17 protein-coding genes are annotated in these 16,724 nt (G+C 64.3%); 11 read left to right on the top strand and 6 right to left on the bottom strand.

The genetic code is table 11. The features are described 5' to 3' along the window. A partial coding sequence (locus IV091_RS04535) for an LON peptidase substrate-binding domain-containing protein (protein ID WP_293465711.1) occupies positions 1 to 1,358 on the bottom strand: 1,358 nt, incomplete at its 3' end. Between the two features lie 271 nt (positions 1,359 to 1,629). Here IV091_RS04535 and metG point away from each other — a divergent pair. The 3 genes from metG to IV091_RS04520 are packed head-to-tail and all read left to right on the top strand — an operon-like array spanning position 1,630 to position 4,767. Further along, entirely contained in the window at positions 1,630 to 3,720 is a 2,091-nt protein-coding gene (gene metG, locus IV091_RS04530; protein ID WP_293465709.1) for a methionine--tRNA ligase, read from the top strand. Positions 3,721 to 3,740: 20 nt separating this feature from the next. Continuing rightward, positions 3,741 to 3,974 carry a hypothetical protein gene (locus IV091_RS04525; protein WP_293465706.1) on the top strand — a complete coding sequence of 78 codons (234 nt, stop codon included), beginning with the start codon at positions 3,741 to 3,743 and terminating at the stop codon, positions 3,972 to 3,974. Between the two features lie 34 nt (positions 3,975 to 4,008). Then, a complete protein-coding gene (locus IV091_RS04520; RefSeq protein WP_293465714.1) occupies positions 4,009 to 4,767 on the top strand; it encodes a YoaK family protein in 759 nt (252 codons plus the stop codon). Positions 4,768 to 4,795: 28 nt separating this feature from the next. On the opposite strand, the gene IV091_RS04515 is transcribed toward IV091_RS04520, so the two are convergent. Both IV091_RS04515 and IV091_RS04510 read right to left on the bottom strand, forming a co-directional pair. Continuing rightward, entirely contained in the window at positions 4,796 to 6,448 is a 1,653-nt protein-coding gene (locus tag IV091_RS04515; protein ID WP_293465704.1) for a SulP family inorganic anion transporter, read from the bottom strand. Positions 6,449 to 6,651: 203 nt separating this feature from the next. Next, positions 6,652 to 7,167 carry an outer membrane protein assembly factor BamE gene (locus tag IV091_RS04510; protein WP_293465701.1) on the bottom strand — a complete coding sequence of 172 codons (516 nt, stop codon included), beginning with the start codon at positions 7,165 to 7,167 and terminating at the stop codon, positions 6,652 to 6,654. An 87-nt stretch (positions 7,168 to 7,254) separates the two neighbouring features. Here IV091_RS04510 and IV091_RS04505 point away from each other — a divergent pair, with 87 nt between their 5' ends. From IV091_RS04505 to IV091_RS04490, 4 genes are all read left to right on the top strand, one after another. Beyond that, a complete protein-coding gene (locus tag IV091_RS04505) occupies positions 7,255 to 7,473 on the top strand; it encodes a DUF3460 family protein (RefSeq protein ID WP_293465698.1) in 219 nt (72 codons plus the stop codon). Positions 7,474 to 7,581: 108 nt separating this feature from the next. Next, positions 7,582 to 8,460, top strand: coding sequence for a ScpA family protein (locus tag IV091_RS04500; RefSeq protein WP_293465695.1), 879 nt, complete (start codon positions 7,582 to 7,584; stop codon positions 8,458 to 8,460). A 33-nt stretch (positions 8,461 to 8,493) separates the two neighbouring features. After that, the gene (gene nadB / locus IV091_RS04495) at positions 8,494 to 10,080 is read left to right on the top strand and encodes an L-aspartate oxidase (protein ID WP_293465692.1); all 1,587 of its coding nucleotides are present in this window, start codon (positions 8,494 to 8,496) and stop codon (positions 10,078 to 10,080) included. A 34-nt stretch (positions 10,081 to 10,114) separates the two neighbouring features. Next, complete coding sequence (locus IV091_RS04490; RefSeq protein ID WP_293465689.1) at positions 10,115 to 10,474, top strand: 5-carboxymethyl-2-hydroxymuconate Delta-isomerase; 360 nt, start codon at positions 10,115 to 10,117, stop codon at positions 10,472 to 10,474. Positions 10,475 to 10,572: 98 nt separating this feature from the next. Here the strand turns inward: IV091_RS04490 and IV091_RS04485 are convergent, their stop codons facing one another. Both IV091_RS04485 and IV091_RS04480 read right to left on the bottom strand, forming a co-directional pair. Further along, positions 10,573 to 11,541, bottom strand: coding sequence for a tripartite tricarboxylate transporter substrate binding protein (locus IV091_RS04485; protein ID WP_293465686.1), 969 nt, complete (start codon positions 11,539 to 11,541; stop codon positions 10,573 to 10,575). Between the two features lie 172 nt (positions 11,542 to 11,713). Beyond that, positions 11,714 to 12,190 carry a MarR family transcriptional regulator gene (locus IV091_RS04480; protein ID WP_293465683.1) on the bottom strand — a complete coding sequence of 159 codons (477 nt, stop codon included), beginning with the start codon at positions 12,188 to 12,190 and terminating at the stop codon, positions 11,714 to 11,716. 229 nt (positions 12,191 to 12,419) lie between these two features. Between IV091_RS04480 and IV091_RS04475 the strand changes: the two genes are divergently transcribed. Genes IV091_RS04475 through fahA form a run of 4 tightly spaced genes read left to right on the top strand, consistent with a single transcriptional unit; the run spans position 12,420 to position 16,230 of the window. Continuing rightward, the gene (locus tag IV091_RS04475) at positions 12,420 to 14,111 is read left to right on the top strand and encodes an FAD-dependent monooxygenase (RefSeq protein ID WP_293465680.1); all 1,692 of its coding nucleotides are present in this window, start codon (positions 12,420 to 12,422) and stop codon (positions 14,109 to 14,111) included. Between the two features lie 12 nt (positions 14,112 to 14,123). Next, the gene (locus tag IV091_RS04470; RefSeq protein ID WP_293465677.1) at positions 14,124 to 14,318 is read left to right on the top strand and encodes a DUF2783 domain-containing protein; all 195 of its coding nucleotides are present in this window, start codon (positions 14,124 to 14,126) and stop codon (positions 14,316 to 14,318) included. Between the two features lie 50 nt (positions 14,319 to 14,368). Next, on the top strand, positions 14,369 to 14,908 hold the full coding sequence (locus IV091_RS04465) for a VOC family protein (RefSeq protein WP_293465673.1): 540 nt from the start codon (positions 14,369 to 14,371) through the stop codon (positions 14,906 to 14,908). Between the two features lie 5 nt (positions 14,909 to 14,913). Further along, the gene (fahA, locus tag IV091_RS04460) at positions 14,914 to 16,230 is read left to right on the top strand and encodes a fumarylacetoacetase (RefSeq protein WP_293465671.1); all 1,317 of its coding nucleotides are present in this window, start codon (positions 14,914 to 14,916) and stop codon (positions 16,228 to 16,230) included. A gap of 101 nt (positions 16,231 to 16,331) precedes the next feature. Here fahA and IV091_RS04455 read toward each other — a convergent pair. Then, positions 16,332 to 16,724: alpha/beta hydrolase (locus tag IV091_RS04455; RefSeq protein ID WP_293465668.1), on the bottom strand; the 393-nt coding region annotated here is incomplete at its 5' end.

Here is a 16,724-nt window from a genome sequence, read left to right as displayed (position 1 = left end):
TGCTCCGGGTCCAGCACCTCCAGCATGGCGGCCGACGGGTCGCCGTGGGCGCTGGGCGACAGCTTGTCGATCTCGTCGAGCATCATCACGCAGTGGCGTGCGCCGGCCTTGCGCAGGCTTTGCACGATCATGCCCGGCATGGCGCCAATATAGGTGCGGCGGTGGCCGCGAATCTCGGCCTCGTCGTGCACGCCGCCCAGCGACACGCGCACAAACGGCCGCCCCAGCGCGTGCGCAATGCTCTGGCCCAGCGAGGTCTTGCCCACGCCCGGCGGCCCGACAAAGCACAGAATCGGCGCGCGTCCCTCGGGGTTGAGCTTTTGCACGGCCAGGTATTCGACGATGCGCTGCTTGATGCGCTCCAGCCCGTAGTGGTCGGCTTCGAGAATGTGGCGCGCCTCGTTCAGGTCAATCGGGCTGGCGGGCGGCGGCGCCCACGGCAACTCGGTCATCCACTCCAGATAGGTGCGCAGCATCGAATACTCGCTGGACGCATCGGGCATGCGCTGCAGCCGTGAGAGCTCCTTGCGCGCCTGCGCTTCTACCTCGGCCGGCATACCAGCCTTGGAGATCAACTCACCCAGCTGGGCCGCATCCTCGCTGCTGCCCTCTTCCTGGCCAAGCTCCTTCTGGATGGTCTTGAGCTGCTCGCGCAGCATGTATTTGCGCTGGGAATCGTCGATCTGCTCTTTGGTGCGTTCGCCGATTTCCTGCGACAGCCGCAGCACCTCGATGCGGTGCGACAGCATCTCCAGCACCTTTTGCAGCCGTTCCTCGAGGTTCGCGGTTTCCAGCAGCTGCTGCTTGTCCACGATCTCGACATCCAGCAGGCTGGCCACCACGTCCGCCAGATGCGACGGCGAGCGCACCGATTGCAGCGAGTGCGCCAGCTCAGCCGGGGCGCCCGGCAGCAAAGACAGGATCTCGGCAGCGCGCTTGCGCAGCTGCAGGCCCAGCGCTTCGGCCTGGGTGGAAAACTCGGCCGGCTCTTCAATGAACTGCACGCGCGCGGCCATGAACGGAAAGCCCTCGACCAGCGCCACCACGCGAAAGCGCCCCACGCCCTGGCACAAGGCATGGCGCAGTTGCTCGTCCCCGCCGACGTGCTGCACCACCTTGGCCGTGGTGCCGACATCCCACAAATCCTCGCGTCCCGGTTCATCGACCCGCTCGTCGCGCTGCAGCAAGATGCCCAGCAGGCCACCCGTGTTCTTGACGTGCTGAACCGCCGCAATCGATTTGGGACGGCCTACCGCGATGGGCACCAGCGCGTGCGGAAACAGCACGACGTTGCGCATCGGCACAAGGGCAATCACGCCTTCGGGAAGGTCGGGCAGCTGGGGGGTTTCAGGGTCCATGAGCGTTCACCAGGTCCATCAAAGTTGTGCAGGAAGCCTGCCCGGGCATTGCAGCCGGCGTTTTCCGGGCGGCTTTGCGTTTCAGTGTAGGCACGCCACCGGCTTTAGGCGATAGGCCAAGGGCGGGCCTGATTGACGAAAATCAAGCGCAAGCCATGGCCGCTGCAGCCTGGCGTTGGGGGGCCGCCAAGCGGCTGGTTCGGGGCTGTTAAAAAATCAGACCGCCGGGCGCCTTAAAATCAGCGGTTAGCCCCACCAAAGCACCCCCACCATGTCACAGCGCCGCCTTTTCGTTACCACCGCCCTGCCCTACGCCAACGGCAATTTCCACATCGGCCACATCATGGAATACATCCAGGCCGACATCTGGGTGCGCTATCAGCGCATGCAGGGCCATGCGATCAATTTTGTCGGCGCCGACGACGCCCACGGCGCGCCCATCATGATTGCCGCCGAAAAAGCCGGCAAGACGCCGCAGCAGTTCGTGGCCGACATTGCCGCCGGGCGCAAGCAATACCTGGACGGCTTTCACATCAGCTTTGACAACTGGAGCTCGACCGACTCGCCGGAAAACCATGAACTGGCCCGGCAGATTTACCGCGATTTGCGTGACAACCCGCAAGGCTCGCTGATCGAGACCAAGACCATCGAGCAGTTCTTTGACCCCGAAAAGAACATGTTCCTGCCCGACCGCTTCATCAAGGGTGAATGCCCCAAGTGCCACGCCAAGGAGCAGTACGGCGACAACTGCGAAGTCTGCGGCGCCGTGTATGCGCCTACCGACCTGATCAACCCGTATTCCGCCCTGTCGGGCGCCACGCCGGTGCTCAAAAGCTCGGAGCATTTCTTCTTCAAGCTGTCCGACCCGCGCTGCGTGGCGTTTTTGCAGAACTGGACGCAGGACGGCAAGCTCCAGCCCGAGGTCGCCAACAAGGTCAAGGAATGGTTTTCAGTGCGGACCAACCCGGACGGCAGCACCAGCGAAGGCCTGGGCGACTGGGACATCAGCCGGGATGCACCTTACTTCGGCATCGAGATTCCCGATGCACCAGGCAAGTATTTTTACGTCTGGCTGGACGCGCCGGTCGGCTACCTGGCGTCGCTGAAGAACCTGCTGGACAAGCGCGGCGAGAACTACGACGCCTACATGGCCGACCCCACGCTGGAGCAGTACCACTTCATCGGCAAGGACATCGTCACCTTCCACACCCTGTTCTGGCCGGCCATGCTGCACTTTAGCGGCCGCCGGGCGCCCAACAACATCTTTGTGCATGGCTTCCTGACCGTGAACAACGGCGAAAAAATGAGCAAGAGCCGCGGCACCGGCCTGGACCCGCTCAAGTACCTGGGCCTGGGCATGAACCCGGAATGGCTGCGCTACTACCTGGCCGCCAAGCTCAACGCGCGCAACGAAGACATCGACTTCAATGCCGACGACTTCATGGCGCGGGTCAACAGCGACCTGGTCGGCAAGTACATCAACATTGCCAGCCGGGCAGCGGGCTTCATCGCCAAGCGCTTTGCCGGAAAGCTCGGTGAGGTGTCTGCCGATGGGGCGGAACTGCTGGCCGGCCTGCGCGCCCAGTCAGGCGCCATCGCGCAGCTCTACGACGCCCGCGAATTCGCCAAGGCGCTGCGCGAGGTCATGCTGCTGGCCGACCGCGTCAACGCCTATGTCGACCAGAACAAGCCGTGGGAGCTGGCCAAAAAAGAAGGCCAGGAAGCGCGCCTGCACGACGTGTGCACCGTCTGCATCGAAGCCTTTCGCCTGCTGACGCTTTACCTCAAGCCGGTGCTGCCGGCGCTGGCCGCGCAGGTGGAAGACTTCCTGAAAATCGCGCCCCTTCAATTCTCAGAGGCGGCCGACGGTCTGGGGGCAGACCACCAGATCGGCGACTACAAGCACCTGATGCAGCGCGTCGACGTGAAGCAGCTTGATGCATTGTTTGAGCCGCCAGCCCCCGTGGAATCAGCACAATTAGCTACTGAAATAACAGCGCCCGGCGGCGAAGCCATTGCGCCTGCCATCACCATCGACGACTTCGCCAAGGTGGACTTGCGCATCGCCAAAATCGTCCACTGCGAAGCCGTGGAAGGCTCGACCAAGCTGCTGCGCCTGACGCTGGACGCGGGCGAGGGCCGGATGCGCAATGTGTTCAGCGGCATTGCGTCCTGCTACAAGCCCGAGGACCTGATCGGCAAGCACACCGTGCTGGTGGCCAACCTGGCGCCGCGCAAGATGAAGTTTGGCATCAGCGAAGGCATGGTGCTGGCCGCCAGCCACGCCGACGAAAAAACCCAGCCCGGCATTTATGTGCTGGAGCCGCTACCGGGCGCCACGCCAGGCATGCGAATTCATTAAGCCACCCCCAAGGGCCCACCATGACTTGTTTGCATGCGTTTCGTACCCGCCTCAGCATCTGGGCGCTGCTGGGGGTTTTAGCGGTGCTGCTGCCCGGATGCGCCGTGGTGACGGCCGTGGATGTGGTCGCCTCGGTGGCGATTGGCACGGTCGGGCTGGCGGCCAATGCGGTCATAGGCACTGCGCGCATCGCCGGAAGTGTCGTGGGCGCCACCGCCGATGCCGTGCTGCCGGGCTCGGACCCGGCGCCATAAATCAGCGGCAACTAATGGGCCCCCTTTGGTCAACCTGAAAATCCATTGGTGGACAGACGTTCACCGCAGCGCCCAAACCGATCTGTGGCTGGGCTGTGCGCTCGCTGGCATTGCGGGCGCCACCAATGCCGGCGGCTTTCTGGCCGTCGGGCAATACACCTCCCACATGACGGGAATTTTGTCGGCGATTGCCGACAACCTGATCCTGGGGAAAATTCAACTGGCTTTGGCAGGACTGGCGTTTGTGCTGGCCTTTGTGAGCGGCTCCATGACCACGGCCTGGATGGTCAACTGGAGCCTGCGCCGGCAACTGCGCAGCGCCTTTGCCAGGCCGCTGGTCGTGGAAGCCGGACTGCTGCTGATCTTCGGGATATTTGGCGCGGCCATCAATTTGTTCGCGGCGCTGTTCGTGCCGCTCACCGTGCTGGTGCTGTGCTTCATCATGGGGCTGCAAAACGCGGTGATCACCAAGGTGTCCCATGCGGTGATACGCACCACGCACGTCACCGGCCTGCTCACCGACCTGGGCATCGAGCTGGGCAAGCTGCTTTACTACAACCATGCGCCAGCCCCCCACAAGGTGGTAGCCAACCGGGTCAAGCTTCGGATCCACGGAGCGCTGGTTGCCAGCTTTTTTGTGGGCGCCCTGGCGGGTGCTTACGGCTTCAAGACCTATGGCTACATCTCGACCGTGCCGCTGGCGCTGCTGCTCATCGTGCTGGTGTGGGGACCGATCAGCGACGATTTGCGCCACGGCCGGATTGCGCCTGCGCCGCATGACGCGCCGGTATAAGCGCTAAGCAAGCGCTAACCGCCAGGATTCAGGGCGTTGCGTCGGCAACCGTCAGCCGGCACAGGTGTTCGGAGAATTTTTCGGCATAGTCTTGCCCCGGGAGCTTGTCGAGCACGCCGTACTTCAGCAGCTTGGCCTTGACACGGTGATTGGCCTCGCAGAGCCAGATCTGTACGCCGCGCCGGTGCATGTCTTCCACCACCTGCAGCAGCGACTGCAGCCCGGTCGAGTCGATGAAGGGCACCCGGCGCAGGCGCAAGATCAGAATTTTGGGGTTGCCGCCGGTGGACTTGATGGCGGTTTCAAAACTCTCGACGGCCGCAAAGAAAAATGGCCCGTCAATTTCATACACCAGGCAGTCCTGGGGCAAGGCCGGCAAGCCAAACGCGTGCAACTCCGCCTTCAGGTCTTCATTGCCCAGCGTCTGCACTTCAAAGGTTTCCGTCATGCGCCTGAGCAGTTGCATGAACGCCATGATCACGCCAATGCTGACGGCCACCACCAGGTCGGCAAAGATGGTCAGCACAAAGGTCACACCCAAAATCGCCACGTCGGCGCGCGGTGCCCGACTCACCAGCCGGGCAAAGTGCTTGGCTTCGCTCATGTTGTAGGCCACCACGAACAAAATGGCGGCCAGCGCGGTCAGCGGAATGTTGGACGCCAGCGGCGCCAGAAACAGCAGCACCAGCACCAGCGTGACGGTGTGCGTGATGCCCGCCAGCGGGCTGGTGCCGCCGTTGCGGATGTTGGTGGCGGTGCGCGCGATCGCCCCGGTGGCCGCAAAGCCGCCAAACAGGGGCACCACCACATTGGCCAGCCCCTGCCCGACCAGCTCCTGGTTGGAGTCGTGCTTGGTACCGGCCATGCCGTCAGCCACGGTGGCCGACAGCAGCGACTCAATCGCGCCCAGAATGGCAATCGTGAAGGCGGGCCCCATCAATTGCACCACCTGCGCCAGCGTGAGGGACGGCATGGAAAACGAGGGCAGGCCGGTCGGGATGCCGCCAAACGCAGTGCCGATGGTGGCCACGCCCTGAAAATTGAAAATCGACTGCACCAGCGTGGCCGCCACCATGGCGGTCAGCGGACCAGGCACCTTTGTCAGGCCGCGAATGCGCGATGAGTACAGCACCAGCAGCAAACTCATCACGCCCAGCGCAGCGGTAGCCAGGTGAAACTGCGGCAGCGCCGCGACCAGCTGCAGCAGCTTTTGGTGAAACTGCTCGCCCTGCACTGCCGGCAGACCCAAAAAGTCTTTCCATTGACCGACAAAAATGATGACGGCAATGCCGGAGGTAAAACCCACAATCACCGGCGCCGGAATGAACTTGATGACCGCGCCCATCTTGGTCAGGCCCATGGCCACCAGCATCAAGCCGGCCATCAGCGTGGCCAGTTGCAGGCCTTCAATGCCGTACTTGGCCGTGACGCCGGCCAAAATGGCGACAAAGGCACCCGTCGGCCCGGCAATTTGCACCCGGCTGCCGCCCAGCACCGACACCATGAAGCCGCCGATGATGGCGGTGTAAATGCCCTGCTCCGGTTTGGCGCCGCTGGCAATGGCAAAGGCCATGGCCAGCGGCAAGGCCACGATGCCCACGATGACGCCGGCCACGATGTTGGGAAAGAAACTTCCCTTGCCAAACAGCCCGGCGCGCTTCGCTTCCAGAATGGTGATCATCGGTGTTCCGTTTCTCCCTGCCCCTGAATCCTGTGCGGCTGCAGGCGCCTGGCGCGCGCTGCGCTGGCGGCTTTTTTAACCGTAACAGCAGGATACACCGGCGGCCCGCAAGGCGGTAGCGCCGCGCGGTGAGGGCCCGTCAGGCGCCGAAAAACTCGAACAGCGCGATGCGCGCCTGGTCAACGACACCGACATTTACCTTGTCAGCGCCGCGACGGATCGTAGGTCTCCTGGTCGACCGACAGGGTGCGCAGCACCTTCAGGTCGGGGTCGAACACCGCGGTGAACACCATGGGCGTGGTGGGCGCAGTCAGGTAACGCCAGTCGTAATGGGTTTCCCGCGTGAGCGCATAGGTCGTGACCTTCATTGGCTTGCCCAGCATTTTGCGCACTTCCTCCATGCGCATGCCGGGCGACACCATGGCAAAGTTTTGCGAACTCAAGACCTGCCGCAGCGCGCTCATCTTGCCGTCGGGCCCAATCGTGATCATGTAGTTGACGTGGCCCTCGGGCTGGCGGTTGTATTCAAACGTGCGGGCGCCAGGCGCTGCGACGGCACCGGGAGACGGTAGGGATGCCATGTCGCCCGCGTCCCAGATTTTCTCGGGCTCGCCAAAACGCGCGCGCACATCAGCCTCAGTAGACACACCCTCTTCCAGCTCGGCAATGCGCTGCGGATCGCAGCCCACCAGCCCCCACAACATGGACAACAGCCCCATAAAAACAACCTTCCTGATTGAAAACAATGCGTGCACGGCAGACCCCGGTAAAATCAGGCAACTATACGTTTTAGGCAGCACGCTCTCATGTCCATTTTTCGCCGTCCCGACTACACCTCTGACGTTACCCAGTTCATTGATGAACTCAAGGCGAAAAAGCCCACACTGGAAGCCGAGCAGCGCGCCGGCCGCGCCCTGCTGTGGGACAAAAACCTGAGCCGCAGCGAACAGGCAGAGTTTGGCGAAGCCCGCGTGGACCAGCAGTCCTACGTCTACGGCACCAGCAGCCACCCCAACGCAAAATAAGCGAAAAAGCCGCCTCTAGTCACTAGCCTCCAGTCTTTAACCGACGGGCCAGGTTGGCTATATTTTTTATAGCAAACTTAAAACGTTTGGTCCGTAGCGGCTGCTCCCATGCCTCAAAACCCCGTTCCCCCTGCGCCAGCCGCCCCCGAGGCGCAGCCCCCCGCAGCCGGATCCGACCCGCAACTGAATCTGCCTGCGGTGCTGGACCCCGTGGCGCTGGCCCGCCTCTACGGCGAGCCGATGTTCACGATGCCGCGCGACCTGTACATCCCGCCCGATGCACTCAAGGTGTTCCTGGAAGCCTTCGAGGGCCCGCTGGACTTGCTGCTCTACCTGATCCGCAAGCAGAACTTCAACATTCTCGACATCCCGATGGCCGCACTCACGCGCCAGTACCTCGCCTATGTCGATGAAATCCGCGGCACCAACCTGGAACTGGCGGCTGAATACCTGCTGATGGCCGCGATGCTGATCGAGATCAAGTCGCGCATGCTGCTGCCGCCGAAAAAGACGGCGGAAGGCCAGGAGGCCGAAGACCCGCGGGCCGAACTGGTGCGCCGCCTGCTTGAATACGAGCAGATCAAGCTTGCCGCGCACCAGATCAACCACATGCCGCAATTGGGCCGCGACTTTCTGGCCGCGCAGGTGCATGTCGAGCAGTCGCTGCATCCGCGCTTGCCCGAGGTCACTGTGGTAGACCTGCAGGAAGCTTGGCAGAGCATCGTCAGGCGCGCCAAATTGGTCCAGCACCATGTCATCAGCCGCGAGGAGCTCTCGGTGCGCGAGCACATGAGCATCGTGCTGCGCAAGCTGCAAGGCCACAAGTTTCTGGAGTTTGAAGCGCTGTTTGACGCCTCGCGCGGCATGCCGGTGCTGGTCGTCACGTTTATTGCACTGCTGGAGCTGGCCAAGGAATGCCTGCTCGAGATCACCCAGGCCGAGTCGTTTGCGCCGATTTACATTCGCCTGGCCTACACGCCCACCTGATTTTTACGGTCTACCCCTCCCAGGCCCACCCCCATGACGCACGATTTTGATGTTTTGATTGTTGGCAGCGGCCTGGCCGGCCTGTCCGCCGCGCTGCACCTGGCCCCCACGCACCGCGTGGCCGTCATCACCAAGCGGCAGCTCATCGACGGCGCCAGCGCCTGGGCGCAGGGCGGCATTGCCGCCGTGCTGGCCGAGACCGACAGCTTTGACGCCCACATCCACGACACGCTGGTGGCTGGCGCCGGTCTGTGCGACCTGGCCGCCACCCGCTTCGTGGTGGAAGGCGCACCGCACGCCATTGCCTGGCTGCGCGGCCTGGGCGTGCCGTTTACGCTCGAAAACGGCCAGCTCCACCTGACGCGCGAAGGCGGCCACGGTGCGCGCCGCATTGCCCACGTCACGGATGCCACCGGCGCGGCGGTGCAGCGCACGCTGATCGAAGTGGTGCGAAGCACGCCCGGCATCACGCTGTTCGAGCACCACACGCTGGTCGACCTGATTACCGCGCGCAAGCTGGGCTTGCCCGGTGCGCAGCGCTGCCTGGGCCTGTATGCGCTGGACGACGCCACCGACGAGGTGCTGACCTTTCGCGCACCGCAAACCATTCTGGCCACCGGCGGCGCCGGCAAGGTGTACCTGTACACCACCAACCCGGACACCGCCACCGGCGACGGCATTGCGGCCGCCTGGCGCGCCGGCTGCCGCGTCGGCAACATGGAGTTCATCCAGTTTCACCCGACCTGCCTGTACCACCCGCACGCCAAGTCGTATTTGATCAGCGAAGCGGTGCGCGGCGAAGGCGGCCTGCTGAAACTCCCTGAATCGGCCGGTGGCACCCGCTTCATGCCCGAGCACGACGACCGCGCCGAACTGGCGCCGCGCGACGTGGTGGCCAGGGCCATTGACTTCGAGATGAAAAAGCGCGGCCTGGACTGCGTCTACCTGGACATCACGCACCAGAGCCCCGCGTTTTTGCACGAGCATTTCCCCAACATCCTGGCGCGCTGCGCCGAGCTGGGCATCGACATCACCAAGGAACCGATTCCCGTGGTGCCCGCCGCGCACTACACCTGCGGCGGCGTGCTGACCGACCTGGCCGGCCGCACCGACCTGCCCGGCCTGTTTGCCGTGGGCGAAACCACCTGCACCGGCCTGCACGGCGCCAACCGGCTGGCCAGCAATTCGCTGCTGGAATGCATGGTGTTTGCCCGCGCCGCCGCCCAGGCCATCGCCGCCGCGCCCGCCGCGCCCGTGCCCGAGCTGCCGCGCTGGGACGACAGCCGCGTCACCGACGCCGACGAGTGCGTGGTGATTTCGCACAACTGGGACGAGCTGCGCCGCTTCATGTGGGACTACGTCGGCATCGTGCGCACCAACAAGCGGCTGGAGCGCGCCGCCCACCGCATCACATTGCTGCAGACCGAGATCAACGAGTTTTATTCCCACTTTCACGTCACGCGCGACCTGCTGGAACTGCGCAACCTGGTGCAGGTGGCCAGCCTCATCGTGCGCTCGGCCCAGCTGCGCCGCGAAAGCCGGGGCCTGCATTTCAGCCGCGACTACCCCGAACTGGCCGCGCCGGCAGCACCGACTATTCTGGTGCCGCCCGTCGCCTGAACAAGCGCCCCTCTTTTTTACTGCAAGGACCCACATGCCCCACCTGATCGTCGAATACGCCAGCAACCTGGCCGGCTTCCCCGAGGCGCAAGCCCTCACGGAACTGAACCAGGCCGTGACCGCAAGCCCCGAGATTGCCGACGAGGCCGACCTCAAGACCCGCTTCGTCGTGGCCAAGAGCTTCGCCATCGGCACCGCAGCCGAGCCCCGCGCATTTGTCCACGCCCAGTTGCGCGTGCTGTCAGGGCGCACGCCTGAGGCCAAGCGGGATTTGTCAGAACGCATCGCCAGCGTGCTGCGCCGCCTGACACCCCGGCCTGCGGGCGTGCTGGTGCAGCTCAGCGTGGAGGTGGTGGACATGGACCGGGGCTCTTACGCGAAAGAGCGGCTCTGAAATTTATCGGCCGGGCTTTTATGAATCAAATCGCGCTCTATCCCAAACAGGACAGGCGCTGATAGCTCACTTTTGAATAGTATTCAACGAACCTTCGTTCAGTCCATGCGGATATTGCTGGCGCGAATCACCTTGGCCCACTTGTCGCGCTCGCTTTTGGCATAGGCGCCCATTTGGGCCGGCGTGCTGGGAATCGCTTCCAGGCCCAGCGTCTGGAACCTGGCCTTGACCTCTGTGCTTTCCAGCGCCGCCATCAAGGCCTTGCTCAGCATGGCAACCGCATCTGGCGGCGTGGCCGCAGGCACCACCAGCCCTTGCCAGGCATAGGCTTCAAAGCCCTTCAAGCCCTGTTCGGCCAGCGTGGGCAAGGTATTGAAGCTGGCGATTCGCTTCGGGCTGGCCACGCCGATCGGAATCAGCCTGCCGGACTGGATGTGCTGATAGCCGCTGGCGGTGTCAACGAACATGAAGGGCACCTGCCCGCCAATGACGTCCTGCACCGCCGGTGCGGCGCCCCGGTAGGCCACATGCACCAGCTTGAGCCCGCTGACCTCGCGGAACAACTCGGTCGCCAGGTGGTGCGGGCTGCCTGCGCCGGGCGTTGCATAGTTCACGCCGCTGGCTTGCTTTTTGGCCCAGGCCAGGAACTCCGGCAAGGTCTTGGCAGGCACGCTGGGGTTGACGACCAGGATCATCGGGAAGCGCGCCATCAGGCCGACCGTTGCAAAGTCCTTTTCGACGTTGTAGCTGAGCTTGGAATACAGCGATGGGTTGGCGGCCATCGTGGCCGTGTCGCCCGTCAGCATCACGTAGCCGTCAGCCTTGGCCTTGGCAACGTAGTCGGCGCCAATGTTGGTGGCCGCGCCAGGCTTGTTGTTGATGATGATGGGCTGGCCCAGCGCCCGGCTCATGGGCAATGACAGAATGCGGGCCACCACGTCCGAGCCGCCGCCGGCGGGGTAAGGCACGACCCATTCGATCGGCTTGTCAGGAAATGCAGCCGCGGCCAGCGGCAAGGCCAGTGTGGCGAGGCTCAGCCAGCGACGCAGGGTTTGGGGGTAGCGCATGGGAACTCCAGTGATTTCGGATCAAGAAAATCCGCACCGGTTCAGCGAAGAAAATGCGGCACCGGGCAGACAAAGCAGGCCGATGATAGAGACACATGGTTGCGGACGCAACTAGGGTATGTACTCACACAGGAGCAGTCTTCAGCGCGACCATGACCGCATCAGGCACTTCTCATCCATCAGCGTCTCCGGCGCCCTCGACTGCTACCCGCGCATGCGCGACCAGCCGGTCGAGCAGGTAGTCGAGTTGCGCGCGCTCCGCGGCATTCAGGCACGAAGAGATCTCGTCATTGCGGCGCCCGATCACGCGCATCAGGCGCTCACAGACCGCCGCGCCCGCTGGTGCCAGGGTCAGCACGACGCCGCGCCCATCCGTGGCACTGGCCTGCTTGAGCACCAGTCCCTGATCGACCAGCGACTGGGCGGCGCGGCTGGCCTGGCCCTTGTCCAGGTTGGCCCGATAGGCCAGGTCCTTGACCGACAGCGGGCTGAACGCGCCGATGGCCGTCAGGCAGCGCCCTTCGCTCAAGGGTATGCCGGCATCGACCACGTAAGCGGTCTGGGTGGCCCGGTCGGTGAGTTTGGACAGCGTATGCAGCCGATGGGTGATCGTGCGTTCGAGAGAGACCGAATCAGTTGGGGAGGACATCACAGCGCGGGGGATTCAAGGAAGTGGGTACCGAACCACTATACGTGACGCCAACGCAATCGTGCATCACCACCCCTTGCTGTGGTCTGACGACCGACAAAAGCCACGCCAGCACCCGACATGCCTGCATTCGGAATCAGGGTAAATACTGACGAAGTTTTGCTTGAAACCCTCAATAATAGTTGTGCACGCAACCAATTGCCTCGATCAGCCCACCGAAGCCCAAACCATGCACCAACCCACCACTGAAGCCCGGCCTTCCATTTACTACAACTACCAGGTGTTCAAACCCTGGCTGCCTTCGGCGCATGCGGCGCAGGACCGCAAGAAGGTCGTGATCGCCGGCTCCGGCCCGGCGGGCATGGTGGCGGCGCTGGAATTGGCCCGCCTGGGCGTGCCCAGCGTGGTGCTGACGTCGGAACTTCAGGTTTCGCAAGGCAGCCGTGCCATCGTGTTCACGCGTCGATCGATGGAAATCCTGCAGCAGGTGGGCGTGGCCGACCGCATGACCGAAAACGGCCTGCCCTGGCGTTTCGGCAACTCCTACTACCGTGGCCAGCGCGTGTTCCGCATGGAAGCCCCGCATGACGCGGACGACCGCTTCTTCCCGATGCTCAACATCCAGCAGCAGTACATGGAGGAATACCTGATTGACGCCTGCCAGGCCAGCCCGCTGATTGATTTGCGCTGGGGCAACAAGGTGACCCGGGTGGAGCAGGAGCCCGGCCTGGCCCGGGTGACCGTTGATACGCCCGAAGGCCCGTACACGCTGGAAACCGACTGGCTGGTGGCCGCCGACGGGGGCCGCTCCGAAATCCGCACCGCCATGAACCTGCAGATGGAGGGCTCGTCGTACGAGGGCCTGTTCGTGATCGCCGACATCCGGGTCGATCTGCCGTTGCCGACCGAGCGCCTGGCCTACTTCGACCCCGAGTGGAACCCCGGCAACACCATCCTGATGCACCGCGAGCCGCACGGCATCTGGCGCGTGGACTACCAGCTGCCGCCCGGCGAAACGCCCGAGCAAGCCCTCAAGCCCGCGTCGCTCAAGGCCCGCATCGACGCCCAGTTGGCCATGATCGGCCACGCCGGCGTGCCGTGGGAAATGGACTGGAACTCGGTCTATTCCGCCCGCACGCTAACGCTGCCCGACTACGTGCAGGGCCGCGTGATCTTCACGGGCGACGCCGCCCACCTGCTGCCGATCTTCGGCGTGCGTGGCGCCAACACCGCCTTTCAGGACGCGCAATCGCTGGCCTGGCACCTGGCCTTCGTGGTCAAGGGCCTGGCGGGTGACACGCTGCTGGCCAACCACAGCGCCGAACGCGTCGGCGCAGCGCGCGAGATCATCGACGAAGCGGGCAAGAGCACGCGTTTCATGGCGCCGCCCAGCCCGGGTTTTCGCCTGCTGCGCGATGCCGTGCTGTCGCTGTCGCTGACCGAGGAATTCGTGCGGCCGCTCTACCACTGGCGCACCTCGCGCCCGCATGAGTACACCGGCTCGATACTCAACAGCCAGGGCGACGACAACGCACTGTTCCGCTCCGGCCCGGCCCACGGCGCGCCGCCGCAAAACATCCGCCTGGCGCCCAACGACTTCCTGCTCGACCACCTGGGCGGCGGTTTTGACCTGCTGTACTTCACGGACGCTGCCGCGATTCCCGAACCCCTGCAGCAGGTGCTGGCGGCCACCCGCGCCAAGGGCGTGCCGCTCAGGGTGATCGCCGTCGGTGCCAGCCAGCCCGTGGCAGGTGCCGACCTGACCCTGGCAGACGCCGACGGTCACTTCCGCAAGCGCTACGGCGTGCAGGCCAGCGGCGCCGCCTACCTGCTGCGCCCGGATCAGCATGTCTGCGCGCGCTGGCTGACGCTGGACACGACCCGCCTGCAAGCCGCCCTGAATATCGCCCTGCCCCAGTAATAGGAGAGTTCCATGACTGCCACCAAAAACGCCCTGACCATCCCTGGCCTGGAAACCGTCTACGACGCCCTGGCGACCGCCATCGACCAGGCCGGCCCCGGCAAGGCCGAACTGTTCCTGGTCAAGCTGGCGCTGCTGAACGCCAATGCGCTGGCCAACCCCAGGACCTTCGACGCCCATGTTCAGGCTGCGCTTCGCGACCTGTGATGCCTGCGCAAGACTGTCCCAGCCTGATACTTACTTTTTGAGGTGCCCCCATGAAAATCCAGAAAATCCATCACGTCGCTTATCGCTGCAAGGACGCCAAGGAAACCGTCGAGTGGTACGGCAAGTACCTGGACATGAACTTCATCCTGGCGATTGCCGAGAACGAGGTGCCCTCGACCAAGGCGCCCGATCCCTACATGCACGTTTTTCTCGATGCCGGCAATGGCAACGTGCTGGCCTTTTTCGAACTGCCGACCCAGCCGCCCATGGGCCGCGACCCCAACACCCCGGAGTGGACCCAGCACCTGGCGCTGCAGGTCGAATCGATGGAGGCCCTGATGGACGCCAAGGCCCGGCTTGAAGCCGACGGCATTTCGGTGCTGGGCCCGACGGACCACACCATCTTCAAGTCCATCTATTTCTTCGACCCGAGCGGGCACCGCCTGGAGTTGTGCGCGAACACCGGCACACCAAAGATGGCCAGGATGCTCGACGAGGCCAAGTGGGACATGCTCAATGAATGGGCCGTGACCAAAAAAGCCCCCCAGCATGCCCGCTGGATGCATGACGGCAGCTACGCCGCAGAATGATGACCATGACGCTACTGAACGAAACCCACGATCCGGCGCTGCGCAGCTGGGTCATGTCCGCCAACCCGGAGAATGCCGACTTCACGATCCAGAACCTGCCGTTTGCCGTGTTTCGCCGCCGGGACACGAACGAAGCCTTTCGCGGTGGCGTGGCCATCGGCGACCAGATCCTTGATCTGGCGGCCGCTGCCGCCAGCGGCGCTTTGTCAGGCGATGCCGCTGCGGCCTTGCAAGCCGCCGCCGGCGAAACCCTCAACGCGCTGATGGCACTGGGCCAGCCGGCCTGGTCGGCGCTGCGTCTGGCCCTGTCGCGCGCCCTGCGCACGGGCGCGGTCGAAGAGTCCCAGCTGGCCGGCTGCCTGGTGCCGCAGGCAGTTGCCGAGTTCGCGGTGCCGGCGCGCATTGGCGACTACACCGATTTTTACACCTCGGTCTATCACGCCACCAACATCGGACGCCAGTTCCGCCCCGACAACCCGCTGCTGCCCAATTTCAAGTGGATTCCGATTGGCTACCACGGCCGCGCGTCCAGCATCGGTGTGTCCGGCCAGAGCTTCCCACGGCCAGTCGGCCAGACTCTGCCGCCCGGCGCAAGCGTGCCCGTGTTCGGCCCGTGCAAGCGGCTCGACTACGAACTGGAAATGGGCGTTTTTGTCGGCCACGGCAATGCGCTGGGCGAGCCCATCGCCATCACCGAGGCCGAAGCCAGCGTGTTCGGCATGTGCCTGCTCAATGACTGGTCGGCCAGGGACATCCAGGCCTGGGAATACCAGCCGCTGGGGCCGTTCCTGTCCAAGAACTTCGCCAGCACCATTTCCCCGTGGATCGTGACGCTCGAAGCCCTGGCCCCCTACCGCGTGGCCTTCACCCGGCCCGAACGCGACCCGCTGCCGCTGCCTTACCTGGATGCGCCCGCCAACCGGGCGCAGGGCGCGATGGATGTGCAGCTTGAAGTGCTGCTGCAAACGCAGGCCATGCGCGAACAAGGCCAGGCAGCCGCACGCCTGACGCGCACCAGCTACCGGCACGCCTACTGGACGGTGGCGCAGATGGTGGCGCACCACACGGTCAATGGCTGCAATCTGCAACCGGGCGACCTGCTGGGCACCGGCACGCTGTCGGGCCCCACGCTGGACCAGGCCGGTGCGCTGATCGAGTTGACGGTGGGCGGCAAGCAGCCGCTCACGCTGCCCAACGGCCAGACCCGCACCTACCTCGAAGACGGGGATGCGGTGGTGCTGCGCGGCTGGTGTGAAAAGCCCGGCGCTGCGCGCATCGGCTTTGGCGAATGCATCGGGACCGTGCTACCGGCGCGTGCCTGAGTTCAGCCTGGATGCACGGGCGTGAAGCTTCGGTTAAACGCGGCAACGTAAACAGGCAGCGGCCACCATGCGATTCATCGCAGCCAGCGTCAGTTCAGGCATCATGGGCTCGCCTCTCGTCCAGAGGGCGCCATCAGCCAGTCTTGCAGCGCCAGCGACACCGCGTGCGGTTGCTCCATCGTCGTCATATGCCCGGACATCTCGATGATTTCCAGGCGCGCGCCTGCCATGGCGCGCTGCATCTCCGCATGCCGCGCCAGCGGGCTCCACTGATCGTCGCGGCCGCACAGCAGCAAGGTGGGGCAGCGGATCCGGGGCAACAGCGAGGTCGCGTCGGGCCTGGCGAGCAGTGCCTGAATCTGCGCCTCGAACATGGCGGGGGTATTGCGGGCGATCATCTCCAAAATCGCCTCAAACACCGGCGTGTCGATGCGCGCCGGATGCACCATGCCGCGCGCCCATTGCTGCCCCATGGCCCGCATGCCCTCGGTCCG

Source organism: Polaromonas sp. (assembly GCF_018780625.1).
Taxonomy (GTDB): domain Bacteria; phylum Pseudomonadota; class Gammaproteobacteria; order Burkholderiales; family Burkholderiaceae_C; genus Polaromonas.
This window is presented reverse-complemented; position numbering and strand designations above follow the sequence as displayed.